Annotated in this window: 11 protein-coding genes; 4 read left to right on the top strand and 7 right to left on the bottom strand. The window is 49.6% G+C overall.

All coding sequences use genetic code 11. From position 1 onward, the window contains the following. Nucleotides 1-17 precede the first annotated feature (17 nt). Genes ACMZ66_RS02080 through ACMZ66_RS02070 form a run of 3 tightly spaced genes read right to left on the bottom strand, consistent with a single transcriptional unit; the run spans nt 18 to nt 6,944 of the window. Nucleotides 18-4,739: a hypothetical protein gene (locus ACMZ66_RS02080; protein WP_416933949.1), complete on the bottom strand. Its 4,722-nt coding sequence runs from the start codon at nt 4,737-4,739 to the stop codon at nt 18-20. Further along, nucleotides 4,739-5,542: a hypothetical protein gene (locus ACMZ66_RS02075; protein WP_063086218.1), complete on the bottom strand. Its 804-nt coding sequence runs from the start codon at nt 5,540-5,542 to the stop codon at nt 4,739-4,741. Before ACMZ66_RS02075 ends, ACMZ66_RS02080 begins: the two co-directional genes overlap by 1 nt. Then, entirely contained in the window at nt 5,532-6,944 is a 1,413-nt protein-coding gene (locus tag ACMZ66_RS02070; protein WP_063086219.1) for a hypothetical protein, read from the bottom strand. Before ACMZ66_RS02070 ends, ACMZ66_RS02075 begins: the two co-directional genes overlap by 11 nt. Nucleotides 6,945-7,109: 165 nt before the next feature. Between ACMZ66_RS02070 and ACMZ66_RS02065 the strand changes: the two genes are divergently transcribed. Continuing rightward, entirely contained in the window at nt 7,110-8,336 is a 1,227-nt protein-coding gene (locus tag ACMZ66_RS02065) for a DUF2235 domain-containing protein (RefSeq protein ID WP_083952713.1), read from the top strand. Nucleotides 8,337-8,422: 86 nt separating this feature from the next. Here the strand turns inward: ACMZ66_RS02065 and ACMZ66_RS02060 are convergent, their stop codons facing one another. From ACMZ66_RS02060 to ACMZ66_RS02050, 3 genes are all read right to left on the bottom strand, one after another. Continuing rightward, a complete protein-coding gene (locus tag ACMZ66_RS02060; protein ID WP_063086220.1) occupies nt 8,423-9,970 on the bottom strand; it encodes a hypothetical protein in 1,548 nt (515 codons plus the stop codon). A 69-nt stretch (nt 9,971-10,039) separates the two neighbouring features. Continuing rightward, nucleotides 10,040-11,881 carry an ATP-dependent nuclease gene (locus tag ACMZ66_RS02055; protein ID WP_416933946.1) on the bottom strand — a complete coding sequence of 614 codons (1,842 nt, stop codon included), beginning with the start codon at nt 11,879-11,881 and terminating at the stop codon, nt 10,040-10,042. A gap of 409 nt (nt 11,882-12,290) precedes the next feature. Then, entirely contained in the window at nt 12,291-12,497 is a 207-nt protein-coding gene (locus ACMZ66_RS02050) for a DUF3892 domain-containing protein (protein WP_063086221.1), read from the bottom strand. A 726-nt stretch (nt 12,498-13,223) separates the two neighbouring features. Between ACMZ66_RS02050 and ACMZ66_RS02045 the strand changes: the two genes are divergently transcribed. The 3 genes from ACMZ66_RS02045 to ACMZ66_RS02035 all read left to right on the top strand — a co-directional run bounded on the left by ACMZ66_RS02045 (nt 13,224) and on the right by ACMZ66_RS02035 (nt 16,504). Then, nucleotides 13,224-13,526, top strand: a complete 303-nt coding sequence (locus ACMZ66_RS02045; protein ID WP_198155600.1) for a hypothetical protein — start codon at nt 13,224-13,226, stop codon at nt 13,524-13,526. A 576-nt stretch (nt 13,527-14,102) separates the two neighbouring features. After that, entirely contained in the window at nt 14,103-15,878 is a 1,776-nt protein-coding gene (locus ACMZ66_RS02040) for a thiamine pyrophosphate-binding protein (RefSeq protein WP_063086225.1), read from the top strand. A gap of 122 nt (nt 15,879-16,000) precedes the next feature. Further along, complete coding sequence (locus ACMZ66_RS02035) at nt 16,001-16,504, top strand: MarR family winged helix-turn-helix transcriptional regulator (protein ID WP_063086228.1); 504 nt, start codon at nt 16,001-16,003, stop codon at nt 16,502-16,504. A 15-nt stretch (nt 16,505-16,519) separates the two neighbouring features. On the opposite strand, the gene ACMZ66_RS02030 is transcribed toward ACMZ66_RS02035, so the two are convergent. Then, nucleotides 16,520-16,969, bottom strand: coding sequence for a hypothetical protein (locus ACMZ66_RS02030; RefSeq protein ID WP_063086230.1), 450 nt, complete (start codon nt 16,967-16,969; stop codon nt 16,520-16,522). Nucleotides 16,970-16,971 lie beyond the last annotated feature (2 nt).

Below are 16,971 nucleotides of genomic sequence, written 5' to 3'. Positions count from 1 at the left end.
GCCCCAAAGAATTGAGTTTAATGCGTTGCCGATTGATCATCGAAAAGGTCGTCGATAACCTGATTCCTGTTTTGCGTAGCGTCTTTCTGTCTTCGTTGGCCCTGCATATTTGCCATCACCACTTCCCCTGGCCTGATTTTCAATTTGGCCCCGTTTCCGAGCTCAATATCGACATTCGTCCATACGTGCTCACCGTCCTCGCCGATGCCACCTGCCGGCTTACCAACGATAAAACGAGGGAAAATGTCGAAATTGTTCCGGTAGTGAGGAGGGTGAATAAAGCCGATAATCTGAAGGTTACTTTGGAGTTCCAGACTACCTCCGAGAGACAGATCAATTAAGCTTTCATCTGACAAATTGGAGAACAGACCATCAATTATCAAAATGCCCTGCGCCGCATTTTCAGCTTTCCTTCTTAAAATCGGTGACAGCCCTAGCGCCGAGCCCTTTTCTAACGCGTCTCTCTTAAAGGCAAATTCAGCGAGCTTTACAGTCCACAACAATTCCAACGCCGCATATTGACCTTCACTCACACCCTCCCGGTCAAAAGGAAAGGGCCTTCCCCCAATCGAGTTGTGTTGCACCGCAATTTTTGCTTCTGGAAACAGCCGCGGATAAATGATTTTTGCAATTCGATCACGTGCTTGAGCTCTGTTACGTGTCAATTCCGCGGAAGTTGGTTCGCTCTTGGTATTAGCTTCCCGCTCTTCGGTTATCTCAATCTCTTCAAGAACCTGCTCAAGAATACTCTCCCATAGCTCGGGAGCAGCGGTTTCAATCTCGATCTTGAACGTTGCATCTGGCGTTTTTGCGAGGACTTCTTTGAGATATCCAAGATGTACATTTACGCCGTCATCAAGAAGCGTTTTCCACACCTTCATCAAGCTGTCTTTATTCTTTTTGACGTCCCGCTGGATTGCTTCGAGAAGCTCCCTTTGATCATCGATTTTCCCCTTTATCTCGTCAACCAGAGTCCTTACATCAGATGGTTCGGCGCGTGCGATACGTCTAAAAATAGGACCTTTGATATCGTCATCTGCTTCACCAGTGTTGGAGAGCTTTTCCTTTTCCGTCATGAAAGCCTTACGTGCCGATTCCACGGCCTTTAACGCGTCTCTAGCCAAACGCTCGGCCTCACTTCGTTTAGTTCCAAGCTCGTCGCAAATCATGCTGACATGCTCAATAAAGCCCTCTTCTTCGATAAAATATCTATCTTTATCAACAAGGTATCTTCTTATGAATTCGAACCTCTGGAACAAGGGGTCCTGTGCCAGCCTCCCATCTGATGCACCTTCTTTGTCCTTGAAATTCTGCACGAAGCCATAGGCGTCCACATAACGGTAGCAGATTGCGGACACCAGCTGATCGAGCCGCCCTTCCAAAACTAGCGCGCGCTCAATCTTTGCCCGCAGGAGGTTTACATCTCCTTTTGCCTGAGAAACTGCACCACTCAGTTCTTCGTGTTTTGCCTGCGTTGCCTCAAGCTCGTCCTTGATGTTTTCAATGTCCTGTTGACAATCTACATATTTCTGGGCTTTTTCGAAATTAATGCCACGCAACCGATCTCGGTTTTCCTTTAGAATCGCCTTTTGCGCTGCAATTTCAGCCTCAGCATGCTTGAGCCACTCAAATTCCCCTTGATCAAGTAAACGCTGCCATTCTTTCAGAACTTCAATCATTGCCAACTGTGAGGTGAATCCTAACAGTTTCTCTTCAGCGGCAGTCTTTTGGACAGACCTGTGTTCGACGGTTTCACCCAGGTGCTCACGCTGGGCTTCTAACTCTTCAATCTGATTCGTAAGTGATAGGTAATCTCTCTTCAAGATCGTCAGGTTTTCAGCTCCGCCCGCTTTGAGGAATTCCCGTCGATTGGAGATAAGTGTAAATGCTCGTCTTGTGATCCGCTGCTTTGCCAGAGCGGACGCCTCTTCCAAACCGACGATGGAACTCTCAAGTGAGGCCATCGCTTGATCACCACCGGCGTTTTTAAAACCTGATAAAGCAACTGCTGACAAAGATAATGAGCTTTGCTCACCTATGCGCTCAAGCTCTTCTCTAGTATGCTCAAGCCTTGCTTCACTTGACTTAATGTCTGCACGCAATTGCTTTTTCCGACGCTCAAGTGCTTCCGGTTCAACGAGCGCTGCGATCACATCGTTATACTCTCCCAACATCAAACCTGACGAGACACCGCCTTCCCAGGATATCCCGTTTGTTTCCCTGTTCAGAAAGTCTTTGAGGCCTTCCTCAAGAAAAACAGGAACCTGCAAATCTTCTCTATCCAATGCCTGGCGCATAGCCAATGCATCTTTAGGATTCTTGAAAACGGGAACAGCAAGGAACGCCCCGAATTGGCTCGCGAGCTTTTTGCGTTCCGTGTCACTGGAGATACATTCAAGGATCACATCGCTCACCGATTTGTAGCTTTGATCCTCAGTTAGAAGCGAGAACGCACGTAAAACGTCGCCAGATGGGGACACACATGCGTGTTCGAGGCTTCTGAGTTGGAGATGTAAAGTGGTCTGAGTTTCCTGTTCGTGACCGATATCGACGATCAACTGGCCACGTTGGTTACGGGCCCATTCCAACCAGGTATCTGGCTCTGCCTCTGGGCATTCTATCTCAAAGAGCGAACTCGATTGTTTAAGACCAGAAAGGTCATGATGGTTTCGCCGTGCGTCATCTAGTGCTTTGTTACTCTTGAACGAAGCGTCAAGTAGTTGATCTTCAAACGAGTCATTGGGCTCAAGGTCGCCAAACAGAGCTGTGTATTCGCTGTCTTCTGACGCAAAAGTTTCAAGCCTCTTCAACTCAGTATGAAGCTGGTCGATCTGCTTCCTATAGGCATTTAATTTGTCCTCGCTCGACTTAAGCAACTGTTCGCTTTCGCTGAGATCGCGCTTGCACTGCTCCAGTCTTTTCCCCTCCGCATCACAGTTCTTTTGAATCTGATCCGCATGTTCAATTGGAGACCAAGAGAGACCTTTTTCGTGTTTTCTTCCAAACTGATGGAATGCCTCAAAAGACTTGGACAGTTCTGCTTTTCTGCCGACCTTATCTTCGACTTCAGCGTCCAGGCGATCATTTTCGTTCAGGATTTTCTCTTCAGTCCGGATCGGCGCAGACAGTTCTTCAGCAGAGAATCCTCGCTCAACCATGTCATTGTAAGACCGGCGTAAATCCTCAGATTCTTTATGTTCGAGTTTTCGGCGATCGAGACGCTGCTGGGTGTCTGCCAACTCTTGCGCGAGCAGAATTGATTTTTCCGACAGATGATGTGCATCTGCTTCGATTTCAGATCTGTGTTTGCGTAGAGGGTTGGAGTCCATCTGGCTGGAAAGAATATCAAACGCATGATTGATCGCCTCGATCAGTGCGGCTTTTGAAATGCTCCAGCTATCATGTCGCTCTATCACTTTGAGCAGATCACCTAAAACCAACCATGTCGGCTCTTTACCGCCACTATGTTTGACAGGTTTTCCCGAGTTGACCCCAATGTACAGTGTACTTTCAATAACTTGCCGCGCCTTCTTCCCATAATTCACGCCAAGCACATTTTCTAGGAATCGTCTATAATTAAATTCGGGATCGGTGGCGAACTTTTTAAACAGATATGCTCCCCATAGGGCGGGTGCACCTTCGGTATTTGAGCCCTCAAGGGCTGGTACCCAGACGACATTGGCGAGTACCTCTCGCACCAGTTCATTCTCAATAGTCGTTGTTGGTGAACGCAACAAACCTGGCAGCGGATTTTCGTCAACGAGATCACGTAGCAAGACTACAGTTTGCGCCACAACAGACATACGTTCATTCAGCTGTCTTTCCGCTTTTTGTAGAGCGTCCCCCATATCAGCCAGAGGCTGTAAGTCTTTGAGCGTTGCCTCTTGCTCCTTTAGTTCCGTCTCGCGCAACCGCTGCTGTCGCTTTGTACGGCTGAGCTTTCTACCCGAGGCACTGACGTTATCTTCGAAGTATGGGCTTTCTTGGCTCCAATCCCCGTCTGCCCCATTGATGATTTCTCGAATGCGCGGACCCGCCATGAGCTCGGGCGCTATATTTTGCCAGAAGAAGCTGGTGCCAAAGTCCCTGCCCTTAACTCTTTCCGTTTTAAATAACGGCTCGGAATGATCGCCAGCTCCACGCAAAATATGATTGACGTTTCGCTCGAGAACATTTTTGGGCATATAAGCGTAAACTAGGGATCGCCACTCAATGCGATCCTTCCTTGGGCGCACATTCCATTTACTGCCAGGGATAGCTTTTATCGCAGCCTCGACTTCAGAATTTGCATATAGCTCTTCTGCCCCATCGTCTAACAGGCGAGAAATCGGTACCGCATCCAAATCACGGGGGTAGTAGTAGTATATGACGTCTCCGTTGGCATACCCGCACGCGCCAAATGTGACTCTTTTTCCCGGTAAATCCTCTCCAAATGCGCGATGCATATAGACCGGCTGATGAATATCCACCTCAATGAATTCAACACGAACATGGCTCCAGACACCCGCACTTTCCGGTGCCATCCGTTCCTTCATGCGTTTGCATAGACGAGCGTCCAAAGAGAGAATACCCAGCACACTTGACACGATAGAGGTCTTGCCTTTCCCGTTTGTCATCTGGACGGCTGTGTTAAATCCTCCAAATCGAAAACGCGTTGCGCGAAACCTTGGCCTCCATGGCTTCCCGGCCTTTTTGATATTCAGGAAATTTGACGTCTCAAACGCACCAATCAAAGCCATCAATCAAACTCCTCGGAATCCGATTGGCCCACAATATTGGCATTTGGATCCTGCACTGTCGCAAGGTTCAGGGTTCCTTCAACTGGGTCTTCTAGCGGGATTTCAAACAAGTCACCCAAACCGATTTCGACAGAATGTGCGGCTTCTTTAGCCGCAAGGAGAGTTTGCCGAAAAACATCATCACCAACTTGCTCTAGCAATCCCGCTTCCGTCATGGTCATTAAAAATGAGTCGACCCTGATCTGAACTTCTCGATGCGGATCCACCTCAAGGAGTATTTGTGCAAAGATCGCCCGTTTGTCCGGGGCGACGTCAATTCTCGACAAAGTGTCAATGCCTGACATAACCAATCCAACCAGATGCTCTCTTCTAAAATCCGCCCCGGTAAAGCGGGAAACCTCAGTTAGAGATCTTCCATCATAAAGTAGGGCCATGTGATGCGACCAAATGAATATCCACCACGTCCTCGCCGTCTGTTGGGTTTCGTTCTTTTGACGCTTCATCGCCTCCAGCGCGCTATGGCTCCCACCAAACTCCGGCATTCCTGATTGCGGGTTGCGCAAGAACAGGAATGTACGCTCGCCGATTTCCGGGCGTCCCGGACCACCTTCAACAATTTCAAGTTTAAACCCAAATGCCTCAGCGAGTTTTCCAAGAACATCCCATTGCTGAATGTCCAGATCGTCTAACGCCTTTGCAACATCCAGCTCCCCCGGGTGGCTTTTCCGTGTTCCTGAGCCAAGACGCGCCTCTCTGTGACGCAACATAAATGTCAGCAAATGCCCGAGGTTATCATCGATCACTCGGCACCTCTTCGCACTTTACAAGAACGATATCGTTACCTCTGAAATCACCATCGACGAGCGACAACTTCACTTGATCATGAAGCGCTACCGCTACACGAACTTGTCCAATTTGAAAGAAGGGTGGAGCACTAAAATCTGATATCAACTCCTCAACTAAGCGTATCGAGCTCTCTTCAACCCAACCATTCATAATAATCTCGGATAACGGCAGAGGTCCTTCTGCAAGTCGCTGTTCGAAGCGCTTGGCATAAGCATCGATACACTTGAGTTCTTTAAGTGAGAGATTTTCGTCTGCGGGCGGTAGGAGAACTCGGTTGGATTCAGTCTTGGTTGTCCGGCTGATGATAAAGTTTCTAAAATCCACCGGATGAGGTGCAACCGTCCGCGGCAATTGCGGCATCAGCAAATCAACCATGCCCATCATTTCTGCTTCGCTTAAAGGGTCATACGCAAAACGTAGTGCCAGCCTTGAAAAGTCAACGTGGCGTGCAATAACCGCGCCGCGGTCTTGCATTCTGTCAATACATTCAAGAAAGCGCTTCAAGAACCCCTCGAGTGACTGCGCCAGTTCACGCGGTGCACGACGGATCTGGTCCCACAGCACAGCACCCTCGCCATATTTTTCGGTATATTGTTGAAATCGTTCTGCGCAGGATGTCGTGGCAAGGTGTTCGCGCACCTCAAGAAGCGTCTTGAGTGCTCCTTCTATGGTTTCCTGATAGGCACCTCGGTTCTCAAGATAGTAACGCCGCAGTTGCCCAAAACCCGGTTGCTCGGTTGCTGCAACCAGCTGTTCAGCTTCACGATTAATACTACGGACCATCTGGCCGCAAAGGGCGATCATTTTACCAAAATCGCCCAACCTCAACGCTTTGACGACACCATCACTAAGATCTCCAGTATAAATCCATTCTTTGGCGGACTTAGCGATCTGAACAGTTTGATGCCCTCGCGCACTGAGCCTCACGAGCCCGCCAGACCTCGAACGCTCCAACAGTGCGGTATCTTTGGTAACGAATGATTTTGGATTGATTTCTTCCTCTCGCCCCGAGAGGAAATGCACCTCTGTCGGTCGTGCCAAGACCCTTACGACATACTGCACATCCGTCACGCCGAGTTCAGGATGGCGCTGCTGGATTTGATCAATGAAGGGATCTATCGGAATAAATGCCCCTGGCGATTCAAAATCTGAAACGGTTAAATAGTTAAAGAGCTCTAATGCGACATCAAGCCAAAGTCCGCGCAACTCACGGCCAGGGCGTGCTAGTACGACATCTTGCGCAGGTACTCCCACAGCATGCGCTGAGTCATGCAAGTCTACCAACCGGAATGCGCCCAACAACCACTCTAGGTCTTCGGGAATCTCGTGGTCAGAATTCTGCGAGAGGTCGTGCGGCATCTTCACAGCTCAGTGCAAGTTTTATGTGAATTCCGAAGTATAAATAGTTGCAACCAAAGATAGAATATACTTTCATAATTAACACATAGGAACAACTTGAAACTGTTCGAGATCCTATCGGAGCTCCCACGTTTCAGAAAAATCGCCACAGCGTCAGGTTAGGCCATGACAGATACCCCATCCAAAACGCGCATGTCGCGCTCCAGCGTCGGCCCAGGCAGGAATCTTGTTGTCTGTTGCGATGGCACCACCAACGAAATTGGCAAGCAGCTTTCCAATGTGCTTAAGCTCTATCGGATCGCAGAAAAGAGTGAACAGCAGCTGGTCTTTTACCAACCGGGAATTGGCACTGTTGCAATGCCAGACAGTTGGGGAAAGTGGCGGCAAAAGGCCCATGCCACTTTTGAAATGGCGACCGGGAAAGGTCTGGATCGCGACGTATTGGCAGCATACCGCTTTCTGGTAGAAAACTACCGTGAGGGCGACCGAATATATCTGTTTGGCTTTAGCAGAGGCGCATATACGGTTCGCGTATTGGCTGGCATGATCTATCTTGTAGGTTTGTTACGCCAACATCAGGCTAATTTTGCAGGCTATGCGCTTAAAGCCTACAAAAATGCCAAAGAGGATAGTAATTATGCTACCGCCCATGAGTTTCGCGAGATCGTGCGTCCCTATGCTCAGGTTCCGATCGAGTTTCTTGGCGTTTGGGATACGGTGTCCTCAGTCATCGTTCCGGTATGGCTCAGCATCTTTCCAAAGTTCCACCTTGAAGAACTACCATTCGCCTCGATAAATCCGGCAGTCAAGGTGGTTCGCCATGCCGTGGCTATTCATGAATACCGCCGGATGTTCCGCCTGAAAAACTGGGCGAACAGTCAGAAGTTCCAACCGAACCGATATTCACAGGCCACTAATCACACAAAGCAAGACCTGCGCGAGGTCTGGTTCAACGGTTGTCATTCAGATATCGGCGGCGGCTTTGTCGAAGAAGAAAGTGCGCTGTCCAAGTTCCCGTTACGATGGATGCTAGCGCAAGCACGAAACAGGGGCCTGAGAATTCGCACACAAATGGTCAACCATATCGTACTTGGCCACCCAAGGGTCAATGCGCGCCAATACACCAAACCATCGGCTGATGGCCTTTTACACACATCCCTCACGACCGGCTGGAGACTTCTGGAATTTCTGCCCAAGAACGCACATCGCCAAGAATGGCATGAACGAAAAATCTGGTGGAAACGGTTTTATTTTCCTAGGGGGGAGCCCCGCCATATTCCACCAGATAGCCTCATACATATATCCGCCATCGAGCGCTTCAAAGACAATGAAAAGGAACGCCCAAGAAATTGGCCTGCTTCATACGTTATTGAAAAGGCGGAAGGCCCGTGAATAATCCCAAGACTGTCGGTGCCATGAGTCCTCGCGGCCATTCTGCAGCATCCCTTGAGATCGCGCAATTTAAGCAGTTGGCTTCTTTAACGTGATTTACTCGGGCTTCGTGCAACACACCGAAACACAATCACTACGATACACGTTGGATACATAGCGTCTTCGGGATATCGACGTTCAAGAGTGGTCACGCAGTTCTCCAAACTTACCACCGATGCATCCTCCTCAGGGAGATCAAGAACCAAGACGAATCCCAAACGCGAGATGGCGGCATAAGATGCAGCTTGCCCACCTGGAGGGAAAGCTTTCTCAATATCGGCCAAATCTATTGGTTTTTTGCGTCCGCGACGTACTTTCAGTTCAATGGGGATTGAATCATCAAACAGTATGTCTGCCTCTCCACCGAAGCGTTCCGGCTTTTTGACGACGCGTGCGCCAAATTCACTCCGCAGGCGCTCATAGATAAATGGTAGAAAAAACTTGTCTTCAATCTGAAGAGTTTTTTCGTCTTTATGCTGCTCCAGCCAAACTTCGGCTAGCTCTCTCATGAGACTCGGTTCTTCGATACAAAACGAGGCTCTTCGAAGAAGCCCTGAGCATATTGCACCAAACGACTGCTCAAGTTCGGCTTTCCCACCAAACACTAATCCCTGACGTACGTGCTGATGTAAACGATGATACAGAACGAGCTCAGTTTCATTCAGCAAAGATCTCGTTTGGGGACTAAGTCCCGCATCCACAGCACCAAAGATATTTTGTTTTGCTGGCCGCCGAACAAAATAGCGAACAACAACATCGTTTCGCTCGCGGGGATCACTCTCCAAATCAAGGTCAATCAGATCAAGATAACCGTTCACTTCTAGGAACAATGGTAGAAGAATTTTATCCTCTAACCCCGAAGTGCCAATTCCAAGCATTGTTAAATCCATGTTGTCAAAAACTTGGATCGCCCACCTAAAGGGAATTCTATTAGACAGCAGGGTGAATTCCGTTTCTCCCGTCGTATCAAACCGTTCGTCTAATTGATTTACGAGAAGCTCCACCTGCTTTCTGAAATCTATACGCGGCCCAGAATCTCCGGGTCGATTCTGGGCTGTCGCAAGGAGCATGAGGAGTTTTGAAGAAAGCTCCAAAGCAAAAGGGATACGTTTGGAAACCTCTTCACATAGAACTTTCGGGCAGACCGCTATGTCAAAGACTTGCAGTCCATCAACTTCCGCACATGAAACACGCTCTACACACGGAGCAAGCTCATCAACCTCGCTACCTGTTTCCAGCCATTTGAGTCGAGTTGCGATATGATCTTGGTAATGCTCAAGAAGGGTTTTCTCTTCTCCTGTGGGGCTCATTTCAACTCCAGTCAGAGCTGACAGAGCATCACCGACAAGTTCTGACATTTTATGCGTATGCCTAATCGTTTCAGCTGCGAGACTAGACACCAACGCTTCTTTGCTGACCTTTCGAAAGAAATCGCAGAGAGATAGCTGAACAGTTATTGTTCGCTCAAGTTTAGGGTCTGGGCATTTCATCAAAACGAGCCGTGCAAAGAAGGTCTCACAAAGTTCGGTAAAGCGGAGCTTATGATGCTCGCGGGCAATGAAGCCCCCCATTTTCTCCGTATCATTTTCGGTCATCAGATTGCCTCTAAGGCTTGTGTCGTCACCAATTTTGTTTGCAAGAAACTAGAAGAGTTGTTGATCGTGTCACCCTGCTGATTGAGCTTGGGGACTCCCCGTTAATCTCACATTCCCATCTTCCCCATGTTGCGCTGCCCACTCCGACAACTGCTCGAGCAACTGGTCAAGATGTGGTTTCTGCGAATCGTAACCATCTGGATCCGGTGAGCCTTCAACGTATAACTCAATCATTCGGTCAAGAACCATTTCGCCAACTGCTTTGTCAGATGTCACAGCCTTGTAGGCTTCATAGGGTTTGTCTTTGCCAAGCTCCTCTCCACCAAGAAACCGTTCAAAGTCGGGAATACTCCAACGATGTCGAACATTGATACCGTCTTGACGACACGCGATAACAGCTTCGCGAATAGAGTTGTTAATTGTCCACATGGGGTTGTGGCTCTCGCCAGACTTGGAGAAAGGCCAATCAACATCATGAACAATCCCAAAGTCTGTCTTGAAATGATGCAAGATCTTCATGAGCGGTATCAGTATCGCTTTGCCTCGTGCTCGAATGATGCTGGCACTCCGCTTCAAATTGGAGTCTTCATTCTGAACAGAGCCAAGGAACGCAGCCTGTTCGGTATCTCCCTCCACCAGGATAGGATAACTGCCAAAAAAAACTTCAGCCAAACTGACATCCGTCAATTGCAGTGCCTTCAGGTTTTCTTTCTCATCAGGGGAGAACGACACCTGGTCTGCTACATAGATAAGCGGCGAGATCGATTTTCCGTCGACAGACCGCTCCAATCTTGCGATCGTCGTGTGATCTTCCAACGGGTTGATGAAATAAGGCGAGTGCGTTGTGATAAGCACTTGCCAATCTGGATGATTGGCGAGTGCATAGAGATGCGTTTGAGCCAAACGGGCCGCCATCGGATGCAACGCATTTTCCGGCTCGTCCATGAGCAATATATAGCCGGGCAATGCAGGGTCTTCCGCGTCGGCAGGAAAATCTCCGGTACCGTCTAAGGCAGCAAGTGTCGCAGCTAACTGTTCTATTTTGGCCTCATCTCTTGTTTTCTTCTTTTCTTCGCTGATCAAAGCCTTCTCAACAGCGGTACGACGCTCCTTGTCACGCTCCATCTCGTTATGGACCTGTAGCATCGACCAAAAAAGTGCTCGGCGCGCTCCCGTGCCTTGCTGGGTAAGCTGAGACTTTCCACTTGCCTCCTCGATCCTTATTCCTGATCCCTGTTTAAGTAAGGTCTCAATTTTCAAATCTGGTGGTGGCATTTCCACTTGCAGCTTTACCCCGAGATCAGGAAATACAGCTTGCAAGCTCCCCATCACTTTTTCTGAGATTTCATTTATCCGTGCTTCGTGCGGTACAGCCACTTTATTCACTGTATCGGCAAGTGCCAGTCTTGCTTTAAACAGATCCGAATTCTCGTCCTTCGCGGACGCCTTTAACTCGGTCACGATGGGGCTCAAAGCCAAAGTGAGGAGCACTTCTTCCGTTTTGATCGCGTCATCTAGAGAACCGACACGCATTGGCTTTGGTAAACGAGACTTGAATACATTGTCGGCCCCGCCGGCCTTACCATCACTTGCCCAGTCCTCGACCTCTGGATCCCAAGTCTCACGCGTAATGCCTTCACGATCTGCAGGCCATATCCAGCGACTTCGTACGATGCGCAGACCGTTGCCGTCATCAAATTTCCATTTCTCGTCAACATTGCCCATACCCTCAGGGATATGCACATCAAGTTGAATTTCCGACGCTTCACCTTCGGGAGCCCAATTGCAACGATCCTTGGCATAATCGAATGAACTCGGCGTGTGCGCCAGCTCGTAGGCTCTCAGGATTGTAGTCTTTCCGGCGTTGTTTGCACCAACCAGGCAAAGAATATTGTCCAGCTTAACGGTCAATGTCTCGCTGCCAATACATCCGACATTCTTTACGGAAATACTTACTAGTTTTGATCTCATCTCTCCCCCCATTTGCCAAAGGAACGTCCCAATCAGAAGGTATGAAAAAACCTTCCAGATCGATTTGTGCAATTTGATGGGAGCCATTCTAGACCAGAAGCAAACGTCAATGCTTGATCAACCACGCCCCAATTAAGAGTAGGGGGGCTATGCAAAGGTGGTTAATGGTTTGCTGGAAAGTGCCAAAACTATTGGTATCACAAAATCCGCTTCAACTGGGTTATCCCACTACATATTTTGTCATGGGTAGCACTCCTGCCCTCAATTCGGCCAACATCTCGGAAGAATAGCAGAGTTTAAACGGCAGCAATTTCGCCTTTAGTACTCGTGTCAGAATGTGCAATGAGACTTAACGGTTCACATTGTCTTTTTTCGAGCGATCAGGATTGTCGCGCGCGTATTCCCGACCATTGATCTTCACAACATGGGCGTCAGGATGCTGACCTTTTTTAATCTCGTTCACTATTTGCTTACGCGGAACATTCTTACGAGGTCCAACGTCGTAGTGCTCGTTGCGCCCACCGGGACCGTCGTTCTTTCCTTTGATCTTGGTCATCATCAAGCTCCTTGGAAATCTACTGAAAGCACAGAATAAAACAACTTCAGCGAATCTTCACTTAAAAATAATCAACCAAAAGACACTATTCACCTATTTGCGCCACCGATGATCGAAACAGGGCCCTGCCATCTGCCTTTTCTTCTTGGCCGAACAGTAGATGAATTTGTCCGTTAAAAGACCTTAACGGACAAATTCACAGCCGAAACGATTGCCCGCCTGCTTGACAGGGTATCCTCTCCACCCAACATCTCAATTCTGGGCTGTCGGCACCGTTTGGCTCTAAGCCTCCCCCGACAGACAATGGCCAAAGCTCGCCAATCTCCGGCGGGCTTTGGCTTCTCCGAAACGATCGGCTCGCCGAGAGGCCAGGCCGCACCGCGCCGCCTATCTTTCGCCCAGGGAAAAGGGTCAGTCCGGCTTCGGGTGCTTTTCCAGATATTCGCCGATCTTTATGCCAATGAGCAGCAGGACGAAAAAGGCCCCGGTGCCGAAGAGAAAAAGATTGATGCTGGTGGAATCCATAGGGACCTCCCTTGTCATGCATCCAACTCTCGACCCATGTCACCCTTGTATGATGGGCGAAACGGGACGACATTTCCAGCTTGTTGACGGGCAGAAGAGATAAAACGGGAGGCACGGACCACGGCAGCGCACTTCAGCCAGAACCCCAGAGCGACTGCGGTCGCGCTCAAGGCCTATCGCAATATTGCACACAACTGGGCATTGTCCGCCCGTCAGGCGGCAGCCCTTGCCGATATGTCCCCGGGCAAATGGCGCGGCGCGCGCCGCCCGAATTATCGCGGCCGGATCAATGTCGATCAGATGCTCAGGCTGAGCGCACTGATCGGCATCTATCGCAGCCTTGAGCTGTATTTTAACACGCCGATCGCCCGCTCCTGGATATTGCTGCCCAATCAGGGGCCGCTGTTTCTTGGGGCGAAACCCCTTGATGTCATGATCGCAGATGGATTGCCAGCTCTGCTTACAACCCGGCAATATCTAGACAACTGTCTGGACGGACAGTGATAGCGCGTATCGGTTTCAGATCAGATACCGGCAATAGCCAAGATTGCTTTGAAACTGTTGACCAAGGTGAGTCATCTGCCATCGAGGCGAAATGACTCTCCGAACCGAGATACTGGCTGGTCGACTCCCTCTCCTGCATGTCAGACTGCTCTTAGAGTTTATTCCTCAAACAGTGCCACGCATTCGTAGCATTGAGCACGATTGCGGATACGGAGTTTGGTCAAGGGTGGAGCCGCCATTGGTCCAGTAAAGGGACAGGGTTTTGCGGCGTGTAAGAGCAGGTCTGTTTATCGTCTAGGGCAGCACGTCGCAGTGACATCACGAACCGCGCATTTATCGACCACCTCTTTCCAGTGCACATTCAAGTGCCCGGCGACGGCCTCACCATCCGCTCCCAAACAAGCAGGAAGTCCCGCTTAGCTACCCAGACGGAAAAACAGAAGCAGATTGCTCCGTCACGAGGATCAGAGCCGCAGATAGCATCGGAAAACCCGTTTGACATGATATTAGATATCGAAGTACTTAAATGGGAGACTATAAAGAACACCAACTAAAGTAAAAAATCGGGAGGAAGAGATGGAAAAGGTCGAGCGGCCTGTCATATCCGAGACAACAGGCTTGTGGGGGAGCGATCTGATCGCGGAGATGCTGCGTGCTCTCGATGTCGAATATGTAGCGCTTAATCCCGGTTCCAGTTTTCGTGGGCTGCATGACAGCCTTGTTAATCATCTGGGCAACGAAAATCCTCAAATGCTGTTGTGCCTTCATGAAGAACATACCGTCGCAATTGCACATGGCTGGGCGAAGGTAACCGGACGGCCTATGGCCGCGATTGTGCATGCAAATGTCGGTTTAATGCATGCGACAATGTCTATCTACAATGCCTGGTGTGACCGAGTCCCTGTTATGGTCTTTGGGGCAACCGGTCCTGTCGATGCGACGGAACGACGACCTTGGATAGATTGGATCCACACGTCGCGCGATCAGGCGGCGATTGTTCGGCCATATGTCAAATGGGATGATCAACCTGCATCGTTATCTGCTTCGCTTGAGGCCATGATTCGCGGCGCTTTAATTGCAAAAACAGCACCCATGGCTCCTGTGTATATTTGTTTTGATGTTGCAGTACAGGAAGAGGCTGTCACAGCCCCGATCAAGACACCCGATCCAAGGCGTTTTAAGTTGCCTATGTCACAGGGATTATTGCCCGACGCGCTTGCGGAACTTCACACGCGGCTAAAAGAGTCCCGGTCCCCAGTATTTCTTATGGGCCGAGTTTCTCGGTCTGCAGATGACTGGGCATACCGAGTGGCTTTGGCAGAGCATTTCAATGCTCGCGTTCTCACCGATATCAAACTGGGTGCGGCCTTTCCGACAGACCATTCTCTTCATTCCGGAACGCCAGGATTTTTCCTTTCCCCTGATGGTGCAAAAGTCCTCAACGAAGCTGATTTGATTGTCAGTTTTGACTGGGTAGACGTTGCGGGCACACTCAAACAGGCTGGCGCTCAGGCCGAGAATGCACCACTCGTTCAGCTATCGGTTGATCACCAACTTCACAATGGCTGGAGCCTTGATCATCAGGCCGCGGTTCGAGCTGATCTGCATATTGCGGCTGAGCCCGACATCGTCATACGTACACTATGTAAAGAGGTCGGTTTAACACCCCAATTGAAACCGCAGAACTTGCCGGCTTTCAGTACCGGAAAGTTGACAGATGATTTGGGACCTATGGATGTAGATACCCTTGCTGCGGCCCTCGGCGATGGGCTTAAAAACGAGGTTGTGTCTCTTGTTCGTCTGCCATTGAGTTGGGGCGGGGATTTGTGGCATTTCCGTCATCCACTTGACTATCTTGGCTATGACGGTGGCGCAGGTATTGCCTCAGGGCCGGGTATGCTGGTCGGGGCAGCACTGGCACTGAAGGGTACAGATCGGCTACCCGTTGCCGTGTTGGGGGATGGCGATTACCTTATGGGTGTTTCGGCCTTCTGGACCGCGGCCCGTTACGGTATCCCTTTCCTCGCGATCATTGCCAATAATCGATCTTTCTATAATGACGAAATCCATCAGGAAAAAGTTGCCGTCAGCCGTGAACGTCCAGTTGAAAACAAATGGATCGGTCAGCATATTGGAGGACCTGATATCGATCTTGCCGCCATGGCCCGCGCGCAAGGGGTAAAGGCCATTGGTCCCGTGACCAATGCGCGTGATTTGAAATCGGCAATTGAGGTGGCACTCGAGGATGTCAGACAGGGCAATGCTGTCGTTATCGATGCACGCATCACCCCGGGTTACAGCAAAGCAATGTCTGCGGGAATGACCCGCACGGCGGATGAAACAGCAGAGTAAATATGGCATGTGTCAACCATGCTTGATATGCTGTGTATCAAGCATGTTTGACTCCTCTATACGACGACTGTATCAGTCAAACGCAAAATATTTCAGTTGGCTTTAAGGGCGTCGTTTTGTTCATGACCGATAAAGAAAACAGAGTTCCCAATTCGCGAGAGCGTCTTGCTCATATTATCCGGTTGGCAACTCGGGGTTTTAACCGGTCTTTGCAAATACGTTTGGCCTCTCATCATGTTACGTTCGGGCAGTGGATATTTTTACGCATCCTGTGGGAGCAGGAAGGTCTGACACAACGTGAGTTGAGTGAAGAAGCCGGATTAACTGAACCCACAACCCACACGGCTCTGCAGCGGCTTGAAGCGCTTGGTTTTCTTGAAAAAAGAACGCTAGCCGGAAACAAGCGAAAACAGCATGTGTTTCTGACCAAGCGTGGCAAAGAACTGCGCATCGAACTTGAACCGCTTGCCGTAGAGGTGAACGAGGTTGCGCTGGCAGGATTGTCATCTTCCGAGTTGGATATAATCCGTAAGGGGATGCTTCTGATTCTGGATAATCTTGAAGAGGATGAGCGAAAAGCAGGTGAAGAGGGGCGAAAGGTCCCTCCTACCCGCATTCCGACTTAAGTTTTTTTCAGGTATTTAACACGGCGCGGTCGCAGAAAGCCTCTCGATAAAGGTATCGGTCGTGGTTATTTCGCGAAGCGGCATGTTTTCGCTTCCGGCATCTGGATTTGCATCATAATTCAGTCCTTCACCATCCCAGAACCACCAATAGACAACATTTCCTTGTCGGTCCCTGATGGGAATACGGAATGTCGGGAAGGTGCTGTCACTGGAGGGGACCTTCGTGCTTGTCACTTTTCGCCCTTCAAGCATGCCTCGCTCGATTGCGGAAAATAACGGCAGCATAACCGTGAAGACTGATTGACCTGATGCGAGTTCGAGAATGTTTTCCGGAGGTTTTTTGTAGTAACCCGGCAATGCACGAATGACTTCTGGATAGGCCGGGTGATTATGTGTGATCTGTACATAGGCAAAACCACCCGGAAGTTTGACCTCAATCACATCGCCTGGCTGAAACTGTTTCATTT

It is taken from the genome of Thalassospira sp., assembly GCF_048059015.1.
GTDB lineage: Bacteria > Pseudomonadota > Alphaproteobacteria > Rhodospirillales > Thalassospiraceae > Thalassospira.
This window is presented reverse-complemented; position numbering and strand designations above follow the sequence as displayed.

Coding starts and splice junctions, on each gene's coding strand:
- ACMZ66_RS02080 (WP_416933949.1), bottom strand. CDS start 4,739: ATGGCTTTGATTGGTGCGTTTGAGACGTCAAATTTCCTGAATATCAAA.
- ACMZ66_RS02070 (WP_063086219.1), bottom strand. CDS start 6,944: ATGCCGCACGACCTCTCGCAGAATTCTGACCACGAGATTCCCGAAGAC.
- ACMZ66_RS02065 (WP_083952713.1), top strand. CDS start 7,110: ATGACAGATACCCCATCCAAAACGCGCATGTCGCGCTCCAGCGTCGGC.
- ACMZ66_RS02060 (WP_063086220.1), bottom strand. CDS start 9,970: ATGACCGAAAATGATACGGAGAAAATGGGGGGCTTCATTGCCCGCGAG.
- ACMZ66_RS02050 (WP_063086221.1), bottom strand. CDS start 12,497: ATGACCAAGATCAAAGGAAAGAACGACGGTCCCGGTGGGCGCAACGAG.
- ACMZ66_RS02040 (WP_063086225.1), top strand. CDS start 14,103: ATGGAAAAGGTCGAGCGGCCTGTCATATCCGAGACAACAGGCTTGTGG.
- ACMZ66_RS02035 (WP_063086228.1), top strand. CDS start 16,001: ATGACCGATAAAGAAAACAGAGTTCCCAATTCGCGAGAGCGTCTTGCT.
- ACMZ66_RS02030 (WP_063086230.1), bottom strand. CDS start 16,969: ATGAAACAGTTTCAGCCAGGCGATGTGATTGAGGTCAAACTTCCGGGT.